The organism is Chryseobacterium sp. HR92, assembly GCF_045689405.1.
Taxonomy (GTDB): Bacteria; Bacteroidota; Bacteroidia; order Flavobacteriales; family Weeksellaceae; genus Chryseobacterium; species Chryseobacterium viscerum_A.
Map to the genome: position 1 here is coordinate 2,869,084 of NZ_CP139139.1, position 20,731 is coordinate 2,889,814.

The following is a 20,731-nucleotide window of genomic DNA, read 5'->3' on the forward strand; positions in this document are numbered from 1 at the left end:
CTATTATTAACCGTCTTTTGCACTAGTGCAGGAGATATAGATCAGTTTTGCACATATATGAGAGTTTGGGCATTTATATTTGCTTGCATCTATTTAAACATTTACGGACAGAGCCACACTTCTACGTGGTACAATATAGACAATGGGCTTCCGCAAAGCAGCGCAAAGGCCATCGTCAAAGATAAATATGGTTTTATCTGGATATCCACAGAGAACGGCCTTGTACGGTATGATGGTAGTTCGTTTATTACTTTTAATAATTTCAAAGTAAACAATCTTCATTTTGGTGAATTTATTGGTGATCCGCTTCTGGACAGTATTACGGTTCTCAATAACTTCCAGGAGAATAAAATCATTATTAAAAACAGGTTTCCAAAACTTTCCAGTCTTACCGGGAGTGATAAAATGGCTTTTTCCAATGGCAATACTATTATACAGCGGATTGCCAACAATATTATAACATCAAGCTTTTATAATGATATTCAGTATTTTATACAGCTTAAAAACTCAGCCTATTATTTTACAGAAAAAAATGCCATCATCTACAGAGAAGGGGAAGAACAAACAAAAATAGTAATCCCATTTACCAATAAGGACCTGAATAATACTTTTGTACTGGATAATACTCTTTTTATTAATGATCTGAAAAAAAGGAAAACCTATTCTATCCATAAAGGACAGCTTTCTGTTTCTGAAGAACCAACACTTTTTAATCATCCGGACACCAAAATTTATTGGCAACAGATTACCAATCAGACTTTTATCATCAATCATGATAACATTTATCTTTTAGAAGGTCACGAAAAGAATCTCCGTTTAAAATTTCTCATTAAGTTTGAGGAAATAGGCAATCACTCTTACTGTTCCATGTTTTTTGATAAAGACTTCAATAAACTTTATCTTGGAACGCTTAACAACGGGCTTAATGTGCTTAAGCTTACTAATTTTTATATTTCAAAGAAAGAAGCAGATTTTTCAAATAATGTCTATTATGCATCCCTTCCCTTCAGTAAAAGTACAATCATTGCTGAAGACGGAACAGAATTCGGGAAAAACGGTATTGTCAATAAACATCTTTTCGGGTGCAATGATAATTATCTGATGATGTATGACGATTCCAAGAACATTCTGATCAGAAAGAGAAATAGTATTATCAGGTATTACAAAAATTCAGGCTATAAAAAGAAGGATTCTACTTTCATCGGTAAGGGATTTGAAGCTTTTATGAAAAGCGGAAATTTTTATGGCACTACATTTACGGATCTTTCAGGTACTCAGCTCCGTCTCTATAAAAAAGACCTGTTTACCAATCCTGATTTCGTTTATAATTTTAAAAGTTTTGTCAATATTTTTTTCCAATACAGTGACCATGAAATTCTGACCGGCAATAGTGACGGCTTGTACTCAGTAATGCCGGGAAGCAGTACGATAACTCCTATCATCAAAAATATTCATGTCAAAAGTATTTTCAGAACAAAGGATAATCTGATCTGGATTACTACGAATAAAAATGGATTTTATCTTTTCAAAAACCATAAACTCATCAAGATGCCGAATGACAGAAACGGTTACCTGCAGTCGGCTCATTATATACTTGAAGATCAAAAAGGTGCTTACTGGATTTCTTCCAACAACGGCCTTTTTAAAGTTCCTAAAAAACAATTGCTACAGTACGCAGAAAACAGAAAAACACCTGTCTTCTATTATCGTTTTACCAAAAGAGACGGCTTTCTGACGAATGAATTCAATGGCAGCTCGGAACCTAATGCCTATGCTTTGGAGAATGGGGAATTTGTGTTTCCATCAATGGACGGTTTTGTATTTTTCAACCCGAACAATATCCGGACTTATTATCCGGAAAGAAACAAAATCTATATTGAAAGGGTAAAAATAGGTAATGCTGAGCCTCAGTATTTTCATCAGACCCTTGATTTGAAAAATGATTATAAAACGGCAGATATTTTTATTGATATTCCTTATTTTTCTAATCCGGAAAATCTGTATATTGAAGGAAAAATATCGGGAAAGGAAAACACTGATTGGGAGCAGATCCCAACAGGAAGCGAATTAAAATACACCATCAGCAACCTTTCTCCGGGTGAATATACACTCAGTATAAGAATACTTATTTCTCCGGATGGAAAGTATGAGATAAAGACAGTACGTTTCAACATCCAGCCACTTTTTTATCAGACATTATTGTTCAGAGTGTCTGCTTCTGTTATTATATTGATTATCATTATTATCATTGTTCAGCTCACTACCAACTTTTTAAGAATAAAGAATAAGGCATTAAAGCAAATTGTTCATAATAAAAATTCTGAGCTGAAAGAAACTTCTCTTCACCTTGAAGTAGTAAAAAGCAACCTGCAAAAAGAAACGGAATATCAGAAAAAACTGGTGGAAACCATCAGCCACGATATCACCACTCCTATCCGGTTTATTGCTATGCTTTCCCAGAAACTTCATGAGTCGGATGATGTGGAGCTTCAGAAGAAATATTTTGACAGTATTTATAAATCTTCAGAACAGCTTTATCAGTTTACCCTGAATTTAAAAGAATATACTGAGCTTTACAAAGCGGAGAATATTTTTGAAGAAAAGGAATATCCTATCAACAGAATTCTTGAAATCAAGAACAGGCTTTTCTGTGAAATAGCCAAGGAAAAGGGAACAACAATTACCCAACTTACTGAACATACCGTATATTCTAAAGTAAACGAAAGCATTTTAACCGCCATTATTCATAATATTCTTGATAATGCCGTGAAAAATACTTTTGAGGGAAATATAAGCCTGAATATTACAGAAAACCAACAAAACTCCACAATCATAATTGCTGATACAGGTAGTGGAATGTCCACAGAACAGATTGCCATTTATATGAACCTGTTCAGAAATCCTAAACTGGAAACCCCCAGCTTTAAAGGAAAAGGGCTTGGTCTGCACATGGTTATCCATCTGGTGAAAAAGATCAACGCTGAAATCAGGTTCAGTCAAAACCAGCCCTCAGGAACGGTTGTGGAAATAACACTCAATAAAAACTAATCTCTATGAATGTAAGAATTTTAATTGCTGACGATCATTATGTAGTAAGAGCAGGAACCTCTCTCGTTCTTGAAACCGCTTATCCGGAGTTGAAAATAGATTTTGCAGAAAACTATGACCAGGTGAAAAAAAAGCTTGGCAGTTCAAGTTATGACCTGCTTATTTTAGATATTGATATGCCTGGAACTCAGTATAAAAAAATGATTCCGGAACTTAAAAACATACAGAATGACCTCAAGATTCTTATTTTCTCAGGATATGATAAAGATGTCGCCATTCAGTACATCAGAGAAGGAGCTGAAGGTTATCTGAATAAACAAAGCAGCGAAGAAGAAATAAAGAATGCAGTGAAAACAGTTATCGAGAAAGGATATTTCTATCCTGCAGAGCTGATTGGTCTTATTATTCAAAACAAAAGAAACAATCCGGTAGAAAAGCTTTCATCCCGTGAATATGAAATCTTCAAACTCCTGGCCGACGGAAACGGAAATCTTGAAATTGCCAACAAGCTTAATATCCAGATGTCTACCGTAAGTACTTACAAAAAAAGAATATTTCAAAAACTTGATGTTACCAATATCGCAGAACTGATTAAAGCCTATGAAATGATGCATTAGAAAAAGGAGCCGGAATCACATAGTATTCCAGCCCCGGAAAAAACACAAATCTCATTAGATTTTTACCCGTTGGCAGGTGGCTTTATTTTTAAAATCAATGTATTTTTAGAATCATAGACAAGGGTTCTGTTAATATAACCTCTGCACAGACAGAAACAATTCTCTTGTATTATCAGCAGTATTGGAATCTGTTGTCGTGGCATCACTGCTTCCTGTTGTAGATTTGTTATCTACGCGGAATGCATAATATACTCTGTACCATCTTGGCTCTGGTTCCTGTATGGTAATATCAAAAGTTACGGTCTCATTATGGGTCTGTGTAAGATAAACGCCATCATCAAACTGTCTGTAGGCTCCTGGCGATAGTTTAATATTCCCATTGTCAGAATCACCGGTATGGGTAGACATTTCCGAAACCCAGATTTTCACATCTGAAGTACCTGCATTATAAAGTCTTGGATTAAAAGTGGTGGCGGCTCCTGTCCCCGCCGAACTGCTGTTAAATTGTGCATCAAGCCTTAAGAAACCACCCAAAACAGGAAGATCAGAAAGATAGGTACTCGCCAATGTAGTAGCTCCGGAGGTACCTGCAGGAATGCTTCCATGGTAATAAATCAGATCACCAATCGTAATATCATCATCTTTTCCTCCGAATGCAAATTTCCAGGTGGTTCCGTTAAACATATAATAACCTGCTTTATCTACTTTAGCTGTTTTCACAGAAGGCATCGTCACAGCCTGGGTTACATAGACCAATGCTCCGGTCTGTGCAGCCAGATAGACATCGTCTTTTGCCTTCAGCTGATCTCCAGTCATTCTTGGAGCCATTACACCATCAGGAACAGTTGTGACATCCGGTTTTCCTTCTACATGTAAAGTTACTTTGGGAGAATCTGTATTGATACCAACCTGAGAATATGCTGTTATTGAAAAGCTTATCATGATGCTGGCAAGAGTTAATTTTATTTTCTTCATTTTAGTTATATTTGTTTAAAAATTATTTGACTTATTTAAGGGGTGAATAAATCATGCGGGTCAATTGAAATGTCATCAATCAGCCTTTGTTGAGCTAGCTGGTGCAAAGTTATCTGCGTGGATAAATCAATTTCTTAAATAATCAATGAAAAACCGGAAACGGCTCAACAAAACACAAACAATTAATACACAACATATTACCCCAGTCATTTTTTAGTATCTGACTGTTATACAATGTATTTAAATGATTTAAAATTATCTCTTACCGCGAATGACCACCGAAAAAGACATACAAATTGAACAATACAAAAGACAGCTGGTTTATTATTATAACATTCTGATGGCTGCCATACTTGCTGTATTTGGTTTGATATATACCTTTATCATCCCTGATAAAATAATGGCCTGGTATCTTTTTGGCGGACTTTTTTTAATGGTTTACACTTACCTGATTGTTCGTAAAACGTATTCAATAAATGTAATGGTACATTCCTATATTATCATTGCTACCCTTTTTAACTTTTATATTATGCTTGCTTTCTGGAACAATTCTATAGCAAGTTTTGTCTGGCTGATCCCGATTCCGCTGGCCGCCTATGTTTTCTTCCACAGGAAATACGTCGTTATCTACAGCCTGTTTGTATTACTGAATATTATTGCGGGGTATCTTATTTCAAAAACCTTCAGCTTTAAATTTCCGATCCACAAACCAGAAGACGTGAGAGTTACAGATACCATCCTTATGATTTCCAATGTAGCTGTGATATCTCTCCTGATCTATTTTAAGGATAAAATAAAAAGAGTAGAAATTTACCATGAAATTGAAAAAAAGAACCTTAATACAGTAATCCAGCAAGCTCCTACAGTAGAAAAAACACCTTTTACAGATGAGCTATTTGAAAAAATTGAGCTTGTAATGAGAGAAAAACAGCTGTATAAAGATGTTAATTTCAATATTTCAAAGCTTTCTGCAGAAATGGATATCAACAGCACTTACATTTCAAAATCAATCCGGGTAAAGGGATATCCCAATTTCAATAATTATCTGAATATGCATAGGATTGAGTGTGTGAAAAGACTGCTTACTGAAAATGATATTGAGAAAGTAACCCTTATGTATATTTACACAGAAGCAGGATTTTCAAATCAATCTACTTTCAACAGGGTATTCAAACAGATGGAAGGTATTACCCCTTCAGAATACATCAGCAGTTTACAGCTGCACTGATTTGTTTCACCAATCAATATGATTGAAATAATGATTTTTAAATCCGAAAAATAATCAGGAAATTTACAGCACTTAATTTTTCTGTAAAACCTGTGCATTTTAATTGCAAAAAATCATGAATTCATCTGAAAAAGCCAGTCAGGGAAGCTCACGTTTCCGATATATAAAACTTTGTATTTTCTTTTCAGGACTTTCGGTTTTTGCTCAGCTTTATCTTTTCCAGCCGATGCTGCCTATGGCTGCAGAACAGTTTGGGGTATCTGTAGGTGACACTTCCCTTCTTGTATCTTCATCTACAATAGGTATGGCTTTAGGATTACTGTTTTTTGCTTTTAAAGCAGACAGTTATTCCAGAAAAGGTCTGATGGTCTTTTCACTGATTTCATCTGCTGCACTTACCATTATTTCCACCTGGATCCCAAGCTTAAGCCTCCTGATTGCTATAGGAGTACTGAAAGGTTTTGTTGTTTCCGGTGTTTCGGCAGTGGCTCTGGCCTATCTTACAGAGGAAGTGAACGCTTTGGCTGTTCCGGCAGCCATCAGTATGTATCTCAGCGGCAATACCATCGGAGGAATGAGCGGAAGAATAATGGCTACTCTTCTTGCCGGTGAATTCGGATGGCGCAATGCAGTACTTTTTATCGGGATAGAAAGCTTCATTCTGGGAGCTGTATTCTGGAAATTGTTCCCGGAATCACGATTTTTCAATCCACAAAAAACAGATTATCATCTTAAGGTAAAACAGATGAAGTTTTTCCTGACTAATCCCTATATGCTTCGTTTATATTGTACAGCCGCTTTACTGATGGGCGTTTTTGTAAGTGTTTATAATTACCTGACGTTTAGATTGGAAGCGCAACCATTTTCATTAAGCCATTTTATCATCGCTTTTATCTTTCTCATGTACATTTTCGGGGTCTTTGGTACGATGATCACAGGCCGCCTTTCCAGAAGGTTTCCCATGAACGATATCCTGAAAGGCTCTATTTTATTTATGCTCACCGGAGCCGCGCTGTTATTATCTGAAAATATTTATATCCTTATTTTCGGACTGGGTCTTTTTACCCTTTCTTTTTTTGCTGCCCATACTATGGCCAGTCAGATGACTGCATTGTATGCCAAACGTGGAAAGTCTTCAGCCACTTCTATTTACTGGCTGTTTTACTATTTCGGGTCAAGTATTCTGGGGAGTGGCACCGGCTATCTCCTTCATGCTTATTCCTGGAATATCTTCATAGGAATTCTTATCGTAGCTGTTATTATAGCCCTTCTGTTAGCTACGGCTAATATAGTGCCTAAAGGAAGGGCAAAAAACTAGTACCACATACATACCACATCCATTTTTTTGGCAACCTCTTATAATTCGCCATTACGTGTACTATTTTAACATATTATTAATTTTTTATAGTAAAAATTTAACCTAATCTTCTCTAAAACAGGATTCAACAATGTGATGCCGGGCATAATATTTGCTGTTTATTTGGGACTATATCATCACCTAAAAATCAGAATATTATGAACGTAGCAGATTTAAAAATCAGGAACTTGGTGGAGTATAATAATCAAATTTATACCATCACCGAGATCTTTCACAATGTTGAACAGGCTTATTTTGTTAAAATTGAAAATGATATTCAAAGTATCTCAGTTCCGGCAGCGTCTATCAGACCTATCAAAATAACAGAAGAATGGCTTGAAAAGCTGGGATTCTTAAGAACTTACAGTTCGGATAAGAGTATACGATATGAAAGGCCGGAACCCTTTATAAAATACGATATAGACCTTAGCTCCAGAAAAATACTGGAAGGGCTGAAAATATATGGGAACGCGATAAAGTGCAAGTACATCCATGAGTTTCAGAATATTTTCTCAAGTTTGTTCGGAAAAGAAACAGCTTTGCATTATGGTTATTTGAAAACAGAATCGTAGTTTAAATAGTTCTAAGCTGCAGAAGACCACAATTTAATTTATAAATTGTGGTCTTCTTCTTTTTAATAGGATTCAACAGATTTCCTCAAAGAGTATTTTATTTTTTTAAATTCAATCTGGTTAAGACCAACACCAGAAAGCATAAACTACAAATAATACTTTTTTTCTTGTGTACTTTACCCTACTAGAAGACTGTATTTTTCAAAACCTATTATCCGTTCGGCAGGTATTCAGCCTGCTTTATCATTACAAATTTTTAATATTTCTGTAAATTTGTGTCCATAGTGCGCCCTTACATAATCTTTGGGAAAGCACAGATACTTCATAATGGATACAGATACTATACTTTCACAGCTGCTAGAACACTTTAAGGAAATCGTTTCTTTAGAAGATAAGGATATTGACTATATCACTTCCAAATTAGAAATTATACAGCTCAAAAAGAAAGAATATCTGCTTCGTGAAGGCCAGGTTTCCAAACACATGCGCTTTATTGCCAAAGGAAGTCTGTATGCGTATCATATTGATGAAAAAGGAAAGGAAAATACTACTCAGCTAGGCATTGAAAACTGGTGGGTAAATGATTTATACAGTTATCTGAGCGAATTACCTTCAAGAATGTTTATCCAGGCTAATGAAGATACTACGATAATACAGATCAGTAAAAGCCATTTGGAATTATTATACAAAGAAGTTCCGGCCATTTCGGAATTCTGGCGCCTGAAAATGCAGTCTGCTTATGTGACGCTGCAGGAAAGAACCTTTGAACATTCAAGGGTTGATGCCTACACCAAATACCGGACATTTGTAACGACCTATCGCAATATTGAACAGCGCTTTCCTCAATACATGATTGCTTCCTACCTGGGAATTACAGTAGAATACCTGAGTTATCTGAGAAAAAAACACCTGTCTGACCTTTCTTAAGATTTCTTAAGTTTATTCCGTTCCAGCCAGAATAATTTTGCTCACAGAATTTAATGAGTGAAATATGAAGGCTAAAATCATCGTAATAACAACTCTTGCATCTGCTTCGCTGAATCTGAATGCACAGAAACTTTCCTATACTCCAGATCTTGTTTTAGGACATCGGTCGTATACCTATATGCACAATGTCAATTATCAATTGAACAACCGATTGAAACTGAACAATCTTACTTTATTCGATACAGAATACACCAAAGACAAAGAAAACATATTCTTCATCAGAAATACCCTGGTTTATAGCTTTACCAAAAGACTTAGTGCCAACGCAGCATTTGGAATTAAAAATCCGGGAGCTTTCTTCAGCGCTTATCTGCAATACAAGATCATCCAACCCAGCTATTCTCTCTCCTACTCTATAGGAACTACCTATCAGAAAGGCTTTTCGCTGGAACAGTCCATATCATTTGAATATACTCCTTATCTGGCGGAAAACTTTAAAGGATATTTCAGTGTGCTGGCTATTGGAAACCTTGATAACAGCGGGTATCCCAGAGGGCTGCAGTTTATCAGGCTTGGTGTAAAACAGGATAAAATGATGTACGGGCTGGCCTCCAATTTTGATCAGTTTAACAACGGAAAAAAGACCCTGGAAAATATCGGGGTATTTATAAAATATAACTTTTAAATAATAATACGAAATGAAAAAGAACATTGATTTAGGAATGCTTATCACAAGAATAGCGATCGGATTTCCGATGTCTGTTTATGGAATCAGCAAACTGGTCCACGGAGTCAGGTTTATTAAAGATATGATGACCATGTACGGCTTGCCGTCATTCTTTGCTTACGGTGTATTTGCAGGAGAGATTATAGCTCCTATCCTGCTGATCATTGGATTTCGGGCACGCCTTGCAGGATTGATTTTTGCTGCTAATTGCTTTACTGCAACCATTCTTGCACAAACAGCTAATATTTTCAAACTTAATGAATTTGGAGGATGGGCTTTGGAATTACTGGCTATCTATATGCTTGTAAGTCTGAGTTTCTTCTTTACAGGAGCCGGAAAGTATGCTGTTTCTACCCAGAATAAGTGGGATTAAAATAACCCGCAAACCTTTCTATTTCTATTAATAAACCAGAATCTCAGGATTTTGGTTTATTTTTTTTACCAAATGACAATAAAACAGGCATCAGATCCCCAGTTTCATTCCGTATTTTTACAATAAACTTAATCACTCATATGAAAGAAGTTATTGTCTATCAAATCGACTCATTTACCAAAGAAAAATTTAAAGGAAATCCTGCAGGAGTTGTATTGAATGCCGAAAAAATGACGGCTGAAGAAATGCAGCTCGTTGCCAGAGAACTTAATAATTCTGAAACAGCATTTGTCTTCAAACCTAATAATCCCAACGAAAATTTCGATTATCACATCCGGTATTTTACTCCTACCACAGAAGTTCCTTCCTGTGGACATGCTACCATTGCAGCTCTCTATGCAAAAGCTCAGGAAGATTCTCTGGATTCCTGTACTATTGCAATACATACACAAATCGGAATATTACCAATTCATATTGAAAGAGAATATAATGATTATCTCATCACCATGACACAGGGAAAATTTGAGCTGAGTCCTGTTTTTGATATTTCAATAATCCAAAGAATTGTGCTTGCTCTGGGACTGACAATGGATGATCTTGATGAAAAATGTCCTGTACAAATCGCTTCCACGGGCCATTCAAAAGTAATGATCGGTATTAAAAGCAATATCACCTTAAATCGTCTGGTTCCGGACCTTGCTGCTTTGACAAAGCTCAGTAAAGAAATCGGCTGTAACGGGTATTTTGTGTTTACTTTCGATATAGATGAAAAAGAGATATTAACCAATGGAAGAATGTTTGCACCCGCTATCGGTATTTCTGAAGATCCGGTTACCGGAAATGCGAACGGCCCTTTGGGCGGGTATCTTATTCAAAACAAAATTAAAGAAACTATTGATGGTATTTTTGAATTTACCGGACGACAAGGGGAAGCCATCAACAGGATTGGTGAAGTAAAAGTACGGGTTAGTATAAAAGACAACCAGCCAGATATAATCAGGATTACCGGAAATGCAGTAAGCGTTTTCAGAACCACTATGACTTTGAAATAATTCTGATATCTATATTAAAAAAATTGTCCCCATTGAAAAGAGCTGGTCGTCATTAAGATGAATCAAAAATTTGAATACAATGAAAGAATTCTTATTAGTCTTCCGTGCAGACTACAAGTCTATGCCCAAGACATCACCGGAACAAATGCAGGCCAATACCCAGAAATGGATGAACTGGATCGCAGGAATTGCTGCGCAAAATAAACTGGCAGACAGGGGAAACCGCCTGGAAAGTACAGGACAGGTTGTAAAATCCGACGGAGTAATTTCCGATGGTCCTTACGCTGAGATTAAAGAATCAATTATGGGATACACCCTTATCAACGCAGAATCCATTGAAGAAGCTGCAGCTTTATGCAAAGACTGTCCTATTCTGTTATTTGGGGGAAATGTGGAAGTAAGGGAAATCAGTAAATTGTAATAGTAATTATGAAATTTCATCTGCGTCATCTGCTCAATCTATAGAAAATAAAATACAAAACCTTCACGTAAATTGTGCAGATGCCGCAGATTTTTGCAGAAAAATAGTAACTCCAGTGTTTCAAGCTTTCAAAACAAATATAATTACCTTTAATATAGTCTTTTGATCAGCCATGACAAATCCGAATGAAATAACACCGCATTTATTCAGAACTGAGTACAGCAAAATTGTTGCGGTGCTTTGCAGAAGTTTTGATATTAAACATATCGAAATTGCAGAAGATATTGCTGGTGACACCTTCCTTAAAGCTTCGGAATACTGGGCTGTAAACGGACTTCCGGATAATCCTGCAGCCTGGCTTTATACAGTGGCTAAGAATAAAGCCAAGGACTATTTCAAACATCTGTCCATTATTGAAAAAAACAAAGAAGAGGAAATAAGAACCGCTGAAAAAGAGCATCCAACAATAGATTTCGATACCAAAAACATCTCGGACAGCCAGCTGGAAATGATTTTTGCAGCCTGCAACCCTGTCAATTCCCAGGAAACCCAGATATGTCTGGCTCTTCAGATCCTCTGCGGTTTCAGCGTGGAAGAAATTGCCAATGCTTTCCTTTCTAAAACGGAAACAATTAAAAAACGTTTGCAACGGGGCCGGGAAGCTCTCAGAACACACCATTTTACAGTAGATTCTTTAAGTGAACAGGATATTCATCAGCGTCTGGAGACGGTATTGGCTACTTTATATTTATTGTTTAATGAAGGTTATTTCTCCAGAACAAATAATCTTTTGATCCGTAAAGACCTTTGTCTGGAAGCCATAAGACTTACCCTGATCCTTACCGATAACCCATTTACCAATATTCCAAAGACCAATGCACTGCTGGCCCTGATGTGTTTTCAGAGTTCAAGACTTGATGCAAGAACCAATGAACAAGGTGAAGCCATTCTTTTTGATGAACAGGACGAAACATTATGGGATACAACTTTGATAGAAAAAGGTAATTATTACCTCATAGAAGCCTGTGAGACCAATACTACTTCCGTTTCAAAATATCATCTGGAAGCAGGTATTGCGTATTGGCATACTTCATCTGCCAAAGATAAATGGCCGCATATTTTAAACCTGTACAATCAGCTTGTTATCATTGAATACTCTCCGGTTACTGCCTTAAACAGGGCTTTTGCTTTTTCCAAAGTGTACGGAAAAGAGATAGCTGCCACAGAAGTTGAAAAGCTTAATCTCACCGGTAACGGGTATTATCATGGATTACTGGGATATTTATATTCTGAAAACCATCCTGATAAAGCAATTCCTCATTTTGAAGAAGCGATCCGTCTGACCAAATCAAAGCCGGAAAAACAGACGTTACAGAAACAGATCAATCTTTTAAAAGAAACAAAGTAAATTTCAACATACAAAAGAGGCTGTCTCAAGAGTCAAATAATTTGACTCTTGAGACAGCCTCTTTTTTTATTATTTATCATTTACAATATTGAGAAATAAGCTCTCTTTCCCAATAAGATAAATGTTGATAAGCTCTTGCCTGTTGATATTAATGATATCACTGTTTTTAATCTTGTATTTCTTTTGTAAAGGCTTTCCGTTAAAATAAACTGTATCTGAATCAAGCAGAAGATTCAATTTAGATGATGAAAGACCTAAACATGTCCTGATAACAGTGGAAACTCTTACGTTAAAATCAAAAGAACATTGTATTTGAAACGAAATCATTTCACTGTCCATCCTGATCAGATCTTCAACAGAGATGGTATTGTACAGGATTTCATATTCTACACTTTCCATATCTGCTTCTACATTATTTTTCCGTCTTATTTCCTGTGAGAAAGCATATTCCCAGGCAATTTCCGTATTATTTTCTGAAAATTTATTAAACAGTTCTTTACTGACAGATTCTGTTCTTATTCTTGAAAAAACAGTCATGTTATAGGTGTTGCTGCATTTTATACATCGGTAAATCAACCATATATCAATATTCTTTTTTTGAGCATTCAGTCTGAATTTATCGCTGCAGTAAAACCTGTCGCTGCTACAATGATTGCATTTCTTTTTTAGTAAGGGAGTATTTTTCGCTTTTACCTCCCAAATATGTGTTGTACTCATTACTTATAATCGTGCTTGTTATTCTTTGTTGGATTTTTTCCATATTATTCACGCATTACAAGAAGGTTGATACATCTGAGACTTACCCAAAGACTATTCTTAAGGTATAATTGTAATCTGTATTCAGTCTTTGAAAATCATAATGATAAGACTAAAAACAACAGATATAGCTGCCCTTTGCAGGCAATACAGTAATAATATGATGAAATGAAAACCTGTTTGGGTAGAATTACCCAAACGAAAGAACGATCAGCCTGTGGTTACGAAGACTGATACTAAGCAGTAATAAGTTTAAGTGTTGTTCTCAAAACGACCTATTTACTTGGTTATGATAAAAGTAATCAATTTCAGGGAAGAACAAATCATTTTTTCCTATTAATTCAAAAAAGATAACAAACAGTTTGTATTTCCCATAGAAATCAGTCTCTAAAATGAGCCATACAACAAATAAAAATTGAACCTTACAGCAAACCTGTCTTTTCTGTTTGTGACGAACTTTGTGGTATTAAAATCATCAAAATGAAACAGATTAATAAAATTTACATCAACGGTGAATTTGTTACACCGAATGGAACAGAAACATTTGACCTTATCAACCCTACGACCAATCAAAAAACCGGAGAAGTCGTTCTTGGGAATGAAGAAGATACCCGAATAGCCATCGCCGCAGCGAAGAAAGCTTTTTCAACCTTTTCAAAAACAACAAAAGAAGAACGTATCAGTTTACTTAAAAAACTACATGAAGCTGTGAGCAAACGGGAGGATGAGCTGGTTTCTGTGATGGTAAATGAATATGGAGGAACCCTGCAGTTCTGCAGAATGAGTGTTCAAAATGCCATTTCAGCCTTTACAACAACCATTACGACTTTAGAATCTTATGATTTTGAAAAAACTGTAGGACATTCTAAGGTACGTTTTGAATCTTTGGGAGTGGTAGGAATCATTACTCCATGGAATGCCAGCAACAGTTTCATCTGCAACAAACTGGCTACCGCTATTGCAGCGGGATGTACTGCCGTTATCAAACCAAGTGAAATGAGTGCTGCACAAACCCAGCTGCTTACTGAATGTTTCCATGAAGCCGGTTTACCTGCAGGAATATTCAATATTGTAAACGGATTAGGAAATGTAGTAGGCGCAGAAATTACGCAGCATCCGGACATCGCCAAAATTTCTTTCACTGGGTCCACCCTTACGGGAAAAGCTATTGCCAAAGGAGCCGTAGATACTATGAAAAGAGTAACGCTTGAACTTGGAGGAAAATCACCTAATATCATCCTTGAAGATGCCGATCTGGAAAAAGCTATTCCCATGGCTGTTTTCGGAGCGTATATGAACAACGGACAAGCATGTATCGCTCCTACCCGTCTGCTTGTTCCCAAAAACCGATTGGATAAAGTGAATGAACTGGCTAAAAAAGCTGCAGAACAAGTAAAAGTAGGAAATCCTGATGAAGAAGATACTCTTGTAGGGCCTATGGTAAGCACCAAGCAGTTTGAAAGAGTACAAAGCTACATCCGCCTGGGACAGGAAGAAGGTGCTACTCTGCTTGCAGGTGGTGAAGGAAAGCCGGAAGGTCTTGAAAACGGTAATTTTGTAAAAGCAACCATTTTTACCAATGTCCGTAATGATATGCGTATCGCTCAGGAGGAGATTTTCGGGCCTGTGCTGTCTATTATTCCTTATACTAATGAAGAGGAAGCTGTTTCCATTGCCAATGACACTACTTACGGTCTCGCAGCTTACATCAGTTCTTCCGATAAAGAGCATGCAGAACGTATTGCCGCACAGATTGATGCCGGAAGAATTTGTATCAATGGGTTTTCACATGATCCTTATGCTCCTTTCGGTGGCTTCAAACAAAGCGGTATCGGCCGTGAGTATGGGGTATTCGGATTGGAAGCTTATCTGGAACCTAAAACAATTCTTGCCTGATATTGCAATCCTCAAAGTCTATGAATAGCAGGCTTTGAGGATTTAAACAATATGTAATCCATCAGTGGTACTAAAAAAGTTTTGTAAGTTTGAAAAAAGAATCGATCAAGAAATACCCGTCTGAGCTATGAGCGAAAATAATATTCCTTTACCTATCAATTACTCCTGTCACTTTTCAGAATTCAGGGAAGGAGAACAATTTGCACGGATCCACAGCCTGGGACTGGTGCTTTCCGGGGAAATGGAACTGAATGACGGGATTACAAAAACGATGTTCAAGGAAGGAGAGCTTTATTCCGCAAGGAAAAACCGTCTTTTGAAATTTGCTAAATATCCTCCTAAAAATGGTGAGATAAGAACAGTAACCATCTATTTTGATGAAGCTATTTTACGTGATTTCAGCCGTGAGTATGGATATCAGGCAGAAAAGAAGGACAATACTCCGGCCTTTATAAAACCGGATCAAAAGGCGTTAACTTCTTTTATGTATTCTTTACTGGCTTATGAAGAACTTCCTGCTTCTACAGAACTTCTGCGTCTCAAACAGAAAGAAGCTTTACTTCTGATGCTGAGCAATGATCCGGGCCTTAAAGATATTTTATTTGATTTCTCAGAGCCTTATAAAATAGATATTGAAACATTTATGAACAAAAATTTTCATTTCAATGTCAATGTGGAACGTTTTGCTTATCTAACCGGGAGAAGTCTGTCTGCGTTTAAAAGAGATTTTCAAAAGATTTTTGGTATTCCTCCAAGACAATGGCTGCAGCTTCGACGGCTAAAGGAAGCACATTTTCTGCTTACCCAAAAAGGAAGATCGGTTTCTGATATTTATCTGGATCTCGGGTTTGAAAATTTATCCCATTTCTCCTTTGCATTTAAAAAACAGTTTGGTTATCCACCGAGTTCATTACAGGCAAAATAACCTAAACTTCATCTAAAAAAAAGTATCTGAAAGCGAGAATCACCAGGATGATAACAGCTATTGTAATAATTTTCACTTTCATATCACTTTTCAAACTTTCAGGAACATAGAGCAATGTTTTAAAGGGTTACTATAATAAATCGTGCCATGAATATCATGGCACGATCTGAGAAATTGTATCTAATTATTTTAAACTATTTTAAAGTGCATATTCTACGGAAGCTTCTTTAGCTGCGGCTACCATTGCTATCAAAGCTTTTTCGGTTTCTTCCCAATGCCTTGTTTTCAGTCCGCAGTCGGGATTTACCCAAAGCTGGCTGGCCGGGATCACGTTTTGGGCTTTTCTCAGCAGTTCAATCATTTCTTCTTTTGACGGAACCCTTGGGGAATGAATATCATATACTCCGGGACCAATTTCATTCGGATATCTGAAATTTGCGAAAGCATTCAGCAGCTCCATCTGAGAACGGGAACATTCTATGGTAATCACGTCTGCATCCATATCGGCAATGTTTTCAATAATATCATTGAATTCTGAATAACACATATGGGTATGAATCTGGGTGGCATCTTCCACTCCGCTTGCTGAAATTCTGAAAGCTTCTACGGCCCATTTCAGATAGTTCTGCCAATCTGTTTTTCGTAATGGAAGCCCTTCTCTTATCGCAGGCTCATCAATCTGAATAATTCTGATTCCTGCTTTTTCAAGATCCACAACCTCATCACGGATGGCCAGAGCAATCTGTTTACATGTCTCGGAACGAGGCTGATCATCACGCACAAATGACCATTGTAAAATAGTAACCGGACCCGTAAGCATTCCTTTTACCCATTTTTCAGTCTGGGATTGTGCATATTGAGACCAATATACCGTCATTGGTGTCGGACGGGAAACATCACCGAAGATCACAGGAGGTTTTACACAACGGCTTCCATAGCTCTGTACCCAGCCATTTTTTGTGAATACAAAACCTTCCAGCTGTTCCCCGAAATATTCCACCATATCGTTACGTTCAAATTCCCCGTGAACCAATACATCTATTCCGATGTCTTCCTGCCAGTTAATCGTTCTTTGGGTTTCCTCCTTCAGTAATGTATCATACTGTTCTGCTGTCAGCTCTCCTTTCTTGAATTTTGCTCTCCAGCTTCTTACCTCCGTTGTCTGTGGAAATGATCCGATCGTAGTCGTTGGGAATAAAGGAAGCTGTAGTACTTTCTGCTGTTCTTCTTTACGGATTTTAAAAGTATTTATCCTTTGTGTATCTTTTTCAGTGACAGCATTTGCTCTTTGCTTCACCTCATCATTATGAATAAGCGAGGATGTTTTTCTGCTTGCAATTGCTTTTTTATTTTCTTCAAAAGAAGCAAGAATCTGTTCATTTTCTGTTCCGGATACCAGTTCTTTAAGCGTTACAACTTCTGTCACTTTCTGTTTGGCAAAAGCCAGCCAGTTTTTAATTTCCGGGTTAAGACTGGTTTCAAAATCCAGATCACATGGCGAATGAAGCAATGAAGAGGAAGGAGCAATCAAAATCCTTTCTGATCCTAATTTCTCAATTGCTTTATTGATGAAATATAAAGACTTTTCAAAATCATTTTTCCAGATATTTCTTCCGTCAACCACTCCCAATGAAAGACTTAAACTTTCCGGAACAATATTCAGAATATCGTCTAATTGTTCAGGATTTCTCACAAGATCAATATGTAATACATTTACAGGAAGTGATACAGCAAGTAATCCATTATCATTTAATCCTTCAAAATAAGTGGCCACCATAAATTTCAGTTTCGGGAAACGTTTTCTTATTTCGGCGTACACAAAATGATAGGTTTCTTTTGCTTTCTCCGTTAAATCCAATGCTAAAAAAGGTTCATCAAACTGAATCCACTCTGCGCCCTGCTCCTGAAGTTTAGTTAAGATCTCTATATATACGGGAAGAAGGTTTGCAGCCAGATCCAGTTTATCAAATCCTTCTTCTTTCTCTTTTCCTAATAACAGATAAGAAACCAGTCCGATAATTACAGGTTTTGCATTGATTCCTGCCTGTTTTGCTCCTGCAAATTCATTAAAAATTTTATCTGAGCTCAGTTTAAACTGCTGGTTTTTATAAAACTCGGGAACGATATAATGATAATTGGTATCGAACCATTTTGTCATTTCCATTGCAGTAATATCTAGTCCATCTTTCTGATATCCTCTTGCCATTGCAAAATAAAGATCCAGTTCAGAGTTGTTCTTTTTAAGCACTACTTCATGGTAACGTGCAGGAATCGCCCCTACCACAAGGCTCATGTCCAATACCTGATCATAGTATGAAAAATCATTACAAGGAATAAGATCTATTCCCGCTTCTTTCTGAATGTTCCAGTTTTGGTTACAGATATTTCTGCCTGTATTCAGAAGTTCTTCCAAAAGGATTTTACCTGACCAATATTGCTCGCAGGCTTTTTTGAGTTCTCTTTTGCTACCAATACGCGGATAGCCCAGAATGTGAGTTTGCATTTTTTTACTTTTTAATTAAACTTAATGGTAAAGTCTTTTTAAAATGCTTCGGAATGTTTTAACGGATAAAAATTTCTGGAATCATGATATAACAGATTGTGCATTTCCCATAAAGAAAAAACACATGAATCCGATATATCATCTGTATGACCCAAAAGCTTCAGACCGCGAAAGCATTGTCAATTCAGTAAAGGCAGGTCTCCTGACTTGTAACAGTTTCCGTCATCCTTCCCGATTTTGGCAGTGGATATACAAGGACAGAAACCTTCGGTGTTACTTACAGTTGCGCGACAGCTCGTGATTCTCACACGATTCCCTATTAGTCTACGTTAAGTAAAACCTTTCCTGTTTGATGAAGTATCTCTAAAGAACTGTACTTTTACCTCTAACAATGGTCATCAGTAAAAGTTTTTAATTTTGTGTAAAATTAACAATACAGAATAAACATACAATTAAAGTCAATTAATTAAGCAAAATAAACTTTTAAAAACATTAATAAAAGCATACAATTCTTTAAATTTGACTGTTTTTATAATCTAAAAGAATAATATTCTGTGGAACAACTCGATGATAAGGATGTACAGCTGCTCAGGCTGCTCCAGAAAAATGCAAAACTGACCGTTAAAGAGCTTGCAAAGGAAGTGAACCTCTCTACTTCACCGGTTTTTGAAAGGGTAAAAAGATTGGAACAGGAAGGATTTGTGAAAAGGTATGCGGCTGTTCTTGATGCTGAAAAGCTCAACCGCAGCTTTACGGTTTTCTGTCAGATTAAGCTAAAAATTCACGACAGATCTGTGGGGTATGATTTTGTGAAAGAAATTTTAGAAATTGAAGAAGTTGCGGAATGTTACAATATTTCCGGAGATTTTGATTTCCTTTTGAAAGTTCAGGTACGGGATATGAAACATTACCAGGATTTTGTGTTTAACAAACTTGGATCTGTAGATTCTATCGGGAGTACCCACAGTACGTTTGTCATGGCTGAAGTGAAAAACAATCATGGAATCACCATCTAATAAAAATTGAGAATTAAAAAATTAAGCATGATACCTAACGATTTATTATGTTAAGCCATCCTAGTTTTAATTCTCAATTTTCCATTCCCATTAGCTTCCTTTAAAGTCCGGGTTTCGTTTTTCTATAAATGCCCCAATGCCTTCATTGTGATCTTGTGTTGTAAACAATTCTCCGAATAAGGCGGCTTCCTGCTGTAATCCGTCTGTGATATGCAGTTCAAATCCTGTATTTAAAGATTGTTTCGCTTTTGCCACAGCTACAGGTCCTCTTGCAGCAATTTTTTCTGCCAGTTTTTGGGCTTCGTTCAGTAATTCTTCGGGAGCAAAAACATGATTGACAAAACCAAAATCTTTACAGGCTTCTGCGGAATAAAATTCTCCGGAGAAAACCATTTCTCTTGCTTTGTATAATCCAATAGCTCTTGGAAGACGCTGGGTTCCGCCAAAACAAGGCAATAATCCTAATGTTACTTCAGGGAGTCCAAATTTTGCTTTCCCGCTGGCCAGAATAATATCACAGGATAAAGCGAGTTCACAACCTCCTCCCAATGCAAAACCATTTACAGCGGCTATCACCGCAAAAGGAAGTTCTTCGATCGCATTAAAAGAAGCTTGTGCAGCAATTGAAAAAGTCTCTGCTTCTGCGGGAGTCATTTGCTGCATTGCTTTAATATCCGCCCCTGCAACAAAAGCTTTTTCACCGGAACCTGTAATAATTAACACTCTGATATTTTTATCTGATCTTATCTGGCTGGCAAATGATTTCAGTTCCTGTAAAACCTGTTTATTCAAAGCATTTAATGCCTGCGGACGGTTAATCCTCAGTGTTCCGATGTGCCCGTTTTGTTGATATAGTAATGTTTCGAAAGTCATTTTTAATTGATAGTTGATAGTTGATAGTTGATAGTTGATAGTTGAAAATTATTGAAA

General features: G+C 36.8%; 18 protein-coding genes and 1 riboswitch. Of the genes, 14 read left to right on the forward strand and 4 right to left on the reverse strand.

Annotated features, from left to right (window positions below; translation table 11 throughout):
- Nucleotides 1–57 precede the first annotated feature (57 nt).
- Together SFA27_RS13005 and SFA27_RS13010 are read left to right on the forward strand one after the other, a co-directional pair.
- Nucleotides 58–3,048, forward strand: a complete 2,991-nt coding sequence (locus SFA27_RS13005) for an ATP-binding protein (RefSeq protein ID WP_407292536.1) — start codon at nt 58–60, stop codon at nt 3,046–3,048.
- Nucleotides 3,049–3,053: 5 nt separating this feature from the next.
- Complete coding sequence (locus SFA27_RS13010; protein ID WP_407292539.1) at nt 3,054–3,665, forward strand: response regulator; 612 nt, start codon at nt 3,054–3,056, stop codon at nt 3,663–3,665.
- Between the two features lie 129 nt (nt 3,666–3,794).
- Here SFA27_RS13010 and SFA27_RS13015 read toward each other — a convergent pair whose 3' ends face one another.
- On the reverse strand, nt 3,795–4,640 hold the full coding sequence (locus SFA27_RS13015) for a hypothetical protein (RefSeq protein WP_407292542.1): 846 nt from the start codon (nt 4,638–4,640) through the stop codon (nt 3,795–3,797).
- Nucleotides 4,641–4,911: 271 nt separating this feature from the next.
- Between SFA27_RS13015 and SFA27_RS13020 the strand changes: the two genes are divergently transcribed.
- The 9 genes from SFA27_RS13020 to SFA27_RS13060 all read left to right on the forward strand — a co-directional run bounded on the left by SFA27_RS13020 (nt 4,912) and on the right by SFA27_RS13060 (nt 12,705).
- Nucleotides 4,912–5,868 carry a helix-turn-helix domain-containing protein gene (locus SFA27_RS13020; protein WP_407292545.1) on the forward strand — a complete coding sequence of 319 codons (957 nt, stop codon included), beginning with the start codon at nt 4,912–4,914 and terminating at the stop codon, nt 5,866–5,868.
- A 115-nt stretch (nt 5,869–5,983) separates the two neighbouring features.
- Nucleotides 5,984–7,186, forward strand: a complete 1,203-nt coding sequence (locus SFA27_RS13025) for an MFS transporter (RefSeq protein ID WP_047375424.1) — start codon at nt 5,984–5,986, stop codon at nt 7,184–7,186.
- 197 nt (nt 7,187–7,383) lie between these two features.
- A complete protein-coding gene (locus tag SFA27_RS13030; protein WP_264518150.1) occupies nt 7,384–7,797 on the forward strand; it encodes a hypothetical protein in 414 nt (137 codons plus the stop codon).
- Nucleotides 7,798–8,124: 327 nt separating this feature from the next.
- Nucleotides 8,125–8,724: a Crp/Fnr family transcriptional regulator gene (locus SFA27_RS13035; protein ID WP_407292548.1), complete on the forward strand. Its 600-nt coding sequence runs from the start codon at nt 8,125–8,127 to the stop codon at nt 8,722–8,724.
- A gap of 64 nt (nt 8,725–8,788) precedes the next feature.
- Nucleotides 8,789–9,409 carry a hypothetical protein gene (locus tag SFA27_RS13040; RefSeq protein WP_407292551.1) on the forward strand — a complete coding sequence of 207 codons (621 nt, stop codon included), beginning with the start codon at nt 8,789–8,791 and terminating at the stop codon, nt 9,407–9,409.
- A 13-nt stretch (nt 9,410–9,422) separates the two neighbouring features.
- Nucleotides 9,423–9,824: a DoxX family protein gene (locus SFA27_RS13045; RefSeq protein WP_407292554.1), complete on the forward strand. Its 402-nt coding sequence runs from the start codon at nt 9,423–9,425 to the stop codon at nt 9,822–9,824.
- Nucleotides 9,825–9,964: 140 nt separating this feature from the next.
- The gene (locus SFA27_RS13050; RefSeq protein WP_407292557.1) at nt 9,965–10,876 is read left to right on the forward strand and encodes a PhzF family isomerase; all 912 of its coding nucleotides are present in this window, start codon (nt 9,965–9,967) and stop codon (nt 10,874–10,876) included.
- A gap of 79 nt (nt 10,877–10,955) precedes the next feature.
- Nucleotides 10,956–11,297, forward strand: a complete 342-nt coding sequence (locus tag SFA27_RS13055) for a YciI family protein (protein WP_047375435.1) — start codon at nt 10,956–10,958, stop codon at nt 11,295–11,297.
- Nucleotides 11,298–11,469: 172 nt separating this feature from the next.
- Nucleotides 11,470–12,705, forward strand: coding sequence for an RNA polymerase sigma factor (locus SFA27_RS13060; RefSeq protein ID WP_407292561.1), 1,236 nt, complete (start codon nt 11,470–11,472; stop codon nt 12,703–12,705).
- 69 nt (nt 12,706–12,774) lie between these two features.
- On the opposite strand, the gene SFA27_RS13065 is transcribed toward SFA27_RS13060, so the two are convergent.
- Nucleotides 12,775–13,422, reverse strand: coding sequence for a DUF1062 domain-containing protein (locus SFA27_RS13065; RefSeq protein WP_407292564.1), 648 nt, complete (start codon nt 13,420–13,422; stop codon nt 12,775–12,777).
- 519 nt (nt 13,423–13,941) lie between these two features.
- Here SFA27_RS13065 and SFA27_RS13070 point away from each other — a divergent pair.
- Together SFA27_RS13070 and SFA27_RS13075 are read left to right on the forward strand one after the other, a co-directional pair.
- The gene (locus SFA27_RS13070) at nt 13,942–15,357 is read left to right on the forward strand and encodes an aldehyde dehydrogenase family protein (RefSeq protein ID WP_407292567.1); all 1,416 of its coding nucleotides are present in this window, start codon (nt 13,942–13,944) and stop codon (nt 15,355–15,357) included.
- A 127-nt stretch (nt 15,358–15,484) separates the two neighbouring features.
- On the forward strand, nt 15,485–16,282 hold the full coding sequence (locus tag SFA27_RS13075) for an AraC family transcriptional regulator (protein ID WP_047375442.1): 798 nt from the start codon (nt 15,485–15,487) through the stop codon (nt 16,280–16,282).
- A gap of 199 nt (nt 16,283–16,481) precedes the next feature.
- Here SFA27_RS13075 and metE read toward each other — a convergent pair whose 3' ends face one another.
- Nucleotides 16,482–18,785, reverse strand: coding sequence for a 5-methyltetrahydropteroyltriglutamate--homocysteine S-methyltransferase (gene metE, locus SFA27_RS13080; RefSeq protein ID WP_407292569.1), 2,304 nt, complete (start codon nt 18,783–18,785; stop codon nt 16,482–16,484).
- A gap of 174 nt (nt 18,786–18,959) precedes the next feature.
- Nucleotides 18,960–19,144, reverse strand: a riboswitch (cobalamin riboswitch).
- A gap of 195 nt (nt 19,145–19,339) precedes the next feature.
- Between metE and SFA27_RS13085 the strand changes: the two genes are divergently transcribed.
- Entirely contained in the window at nt 19,340–19,801 is a 462-nt protein-coding gene (locus SFA27_RS13085; RefSeq protein ID WP_407292571.1) for an Lrp/AsnC family transcriptional regulator, read from the forward strand.
- Nucleotides 19,802–19,891: 90 nt separating this feature from the next.
- On the opposite strand, the gene SFA27_RS13090 is transcribed toward SFA27_RS13085, so the two are convergent.
- Nucleotides 19,892–20,674 carry an enoyl-CoA hydratase/isomerase family protein gene (locus tag SFA27_RS13090; protein WP_407292573.1) on the reverse strand — a complete coding sequence of 261 codons (783 nt, stop codon included), beginning with the start codon at nt 20,672–20,674 and terminating at the stop codon, nt 19,892–19,894.
- Nucleotides 20,675–20,731 lie beyond the last annotated feature (57 nt).

Excerpts from the sequence above, each read along its gene's own strand:
- SFA27_RS13020 (WP_407292545.1), top strand. The coding sequence starts at position 4,912 with ATGACCACCGAAAAAGACATACAAATTGAACAATACAAAAGACAGCTG.
- SFA27_RS13075 (WP_047375442.1), top strand. The coding sequence starts at position 15,485 with ATGAGCGAAAATAATATTCCTTTACCTATCAATTACTCCTGTCACTTT.
- SFA27_RS13055 (WP_047375435.1), top strand. The coding sequence starts at position 10,956 with ATGAAAGAATTCTTATTAGTCTTCCGTGCAGACTACAAGTCTATGCCC.
- SFA27_RS13025 (WP_047375424.1), top strand. The coding sequence starts at position 5,984 with ATGAATTCATCTGAAAAAGCCAGTCAGGGAAGCTCACGTTTCCGATAT.
- SFA27_RS13065 (WP_407292564.1), bottom strand. The coding sequence starts at position 13,422 with ATGAGTACAACACATATTTGGGAGGTAAAAGCGAAAAATACTCCCTTA.
- SFA27_RS13045 (WP_407292554.1), top strand. The coding sequence starts at position 9,423 with ATGAAAAAGAACATTGATTTAGGAATGCTTATCACAAGAATAGCGATC.
- SFA27_RS13005 (WP_407292536.1), top strand. The coding sequence starts at position 58 with ATGAGAGTTTGGGCATTTATATTTGCTTGCATCTATTTAAACATTTAC.
- SFA27_RS13050 (WP_407292557.1), top strand. The coding sequence starts at position 9,965 with ATGAAAGAAGTTATTGTCTATCAAATCGACTCATTTACCAAAGAAAAA.
- SFA27_RS13010 (WP_407292539.1), top strand. The coding sequence starts at position 3,054 with ATGAATGTAAGAATTTTAATTGCTGACGATCATTATGTAGTAAGAGCA.
- SFA27_RS13030 (WP_264518150.1), top strand. The coding sequence starts at position 7,384 with ATGAACGTAGCAGATTTAAAAATCAGGAACTTGGTGGAGTATAATAAT.
- SFA27_RS13040 (WP_407292551.1), top strand. The coding sequence starts at position 8,789 with ATGAAGGCTAAAATCATCGTAATAACAACTCTTGCATCTGCTTCGCTG.
- SFA27_RS13090 (WP_407292573.1), bottom strand. The coding sequence starts at position 20,674 with ATGACTTTCGAAACATTACTATATCAACAAAACGGGCACATCGGAACA.
- SFA27_RS13015 (WP_407292542.1), bottom strand. The coding sequence starts at position 4,640 with ATGAAGAAAATAAAATTAACTCTTGCCAGCATCATGATAAGCTTTTCA.
- SFA27_RS13070 (WP_407292567.1), top strand. The coding sequence starts at position 13,942 with ATGAAACAGATTAATAAAATTTACATCAACGGTGAATTTGTTACACCG.
- SFA27_RS13060 (WP_407292561.1), top strand. The coding sequence starts at position 11,470 with ATGACAAATCCGAATGAAATAACACCGCATTTATTCAGAACTGAGTAC.
- SFA27_RS13035 (WP_407292548.1), top strand. The coding sequence starts at position 8,125 with ATGGATACAGATACTATACTTTCACAGCTGCTAGAACACTTTAAGGAA.
- metE (WP_407292569.1), bottom strand. The coding sequence starts at position 18,785 with ATGCAAACTCACATTCTGGGCTATCCGCGTATTGGTAGCAAAAGAGAA.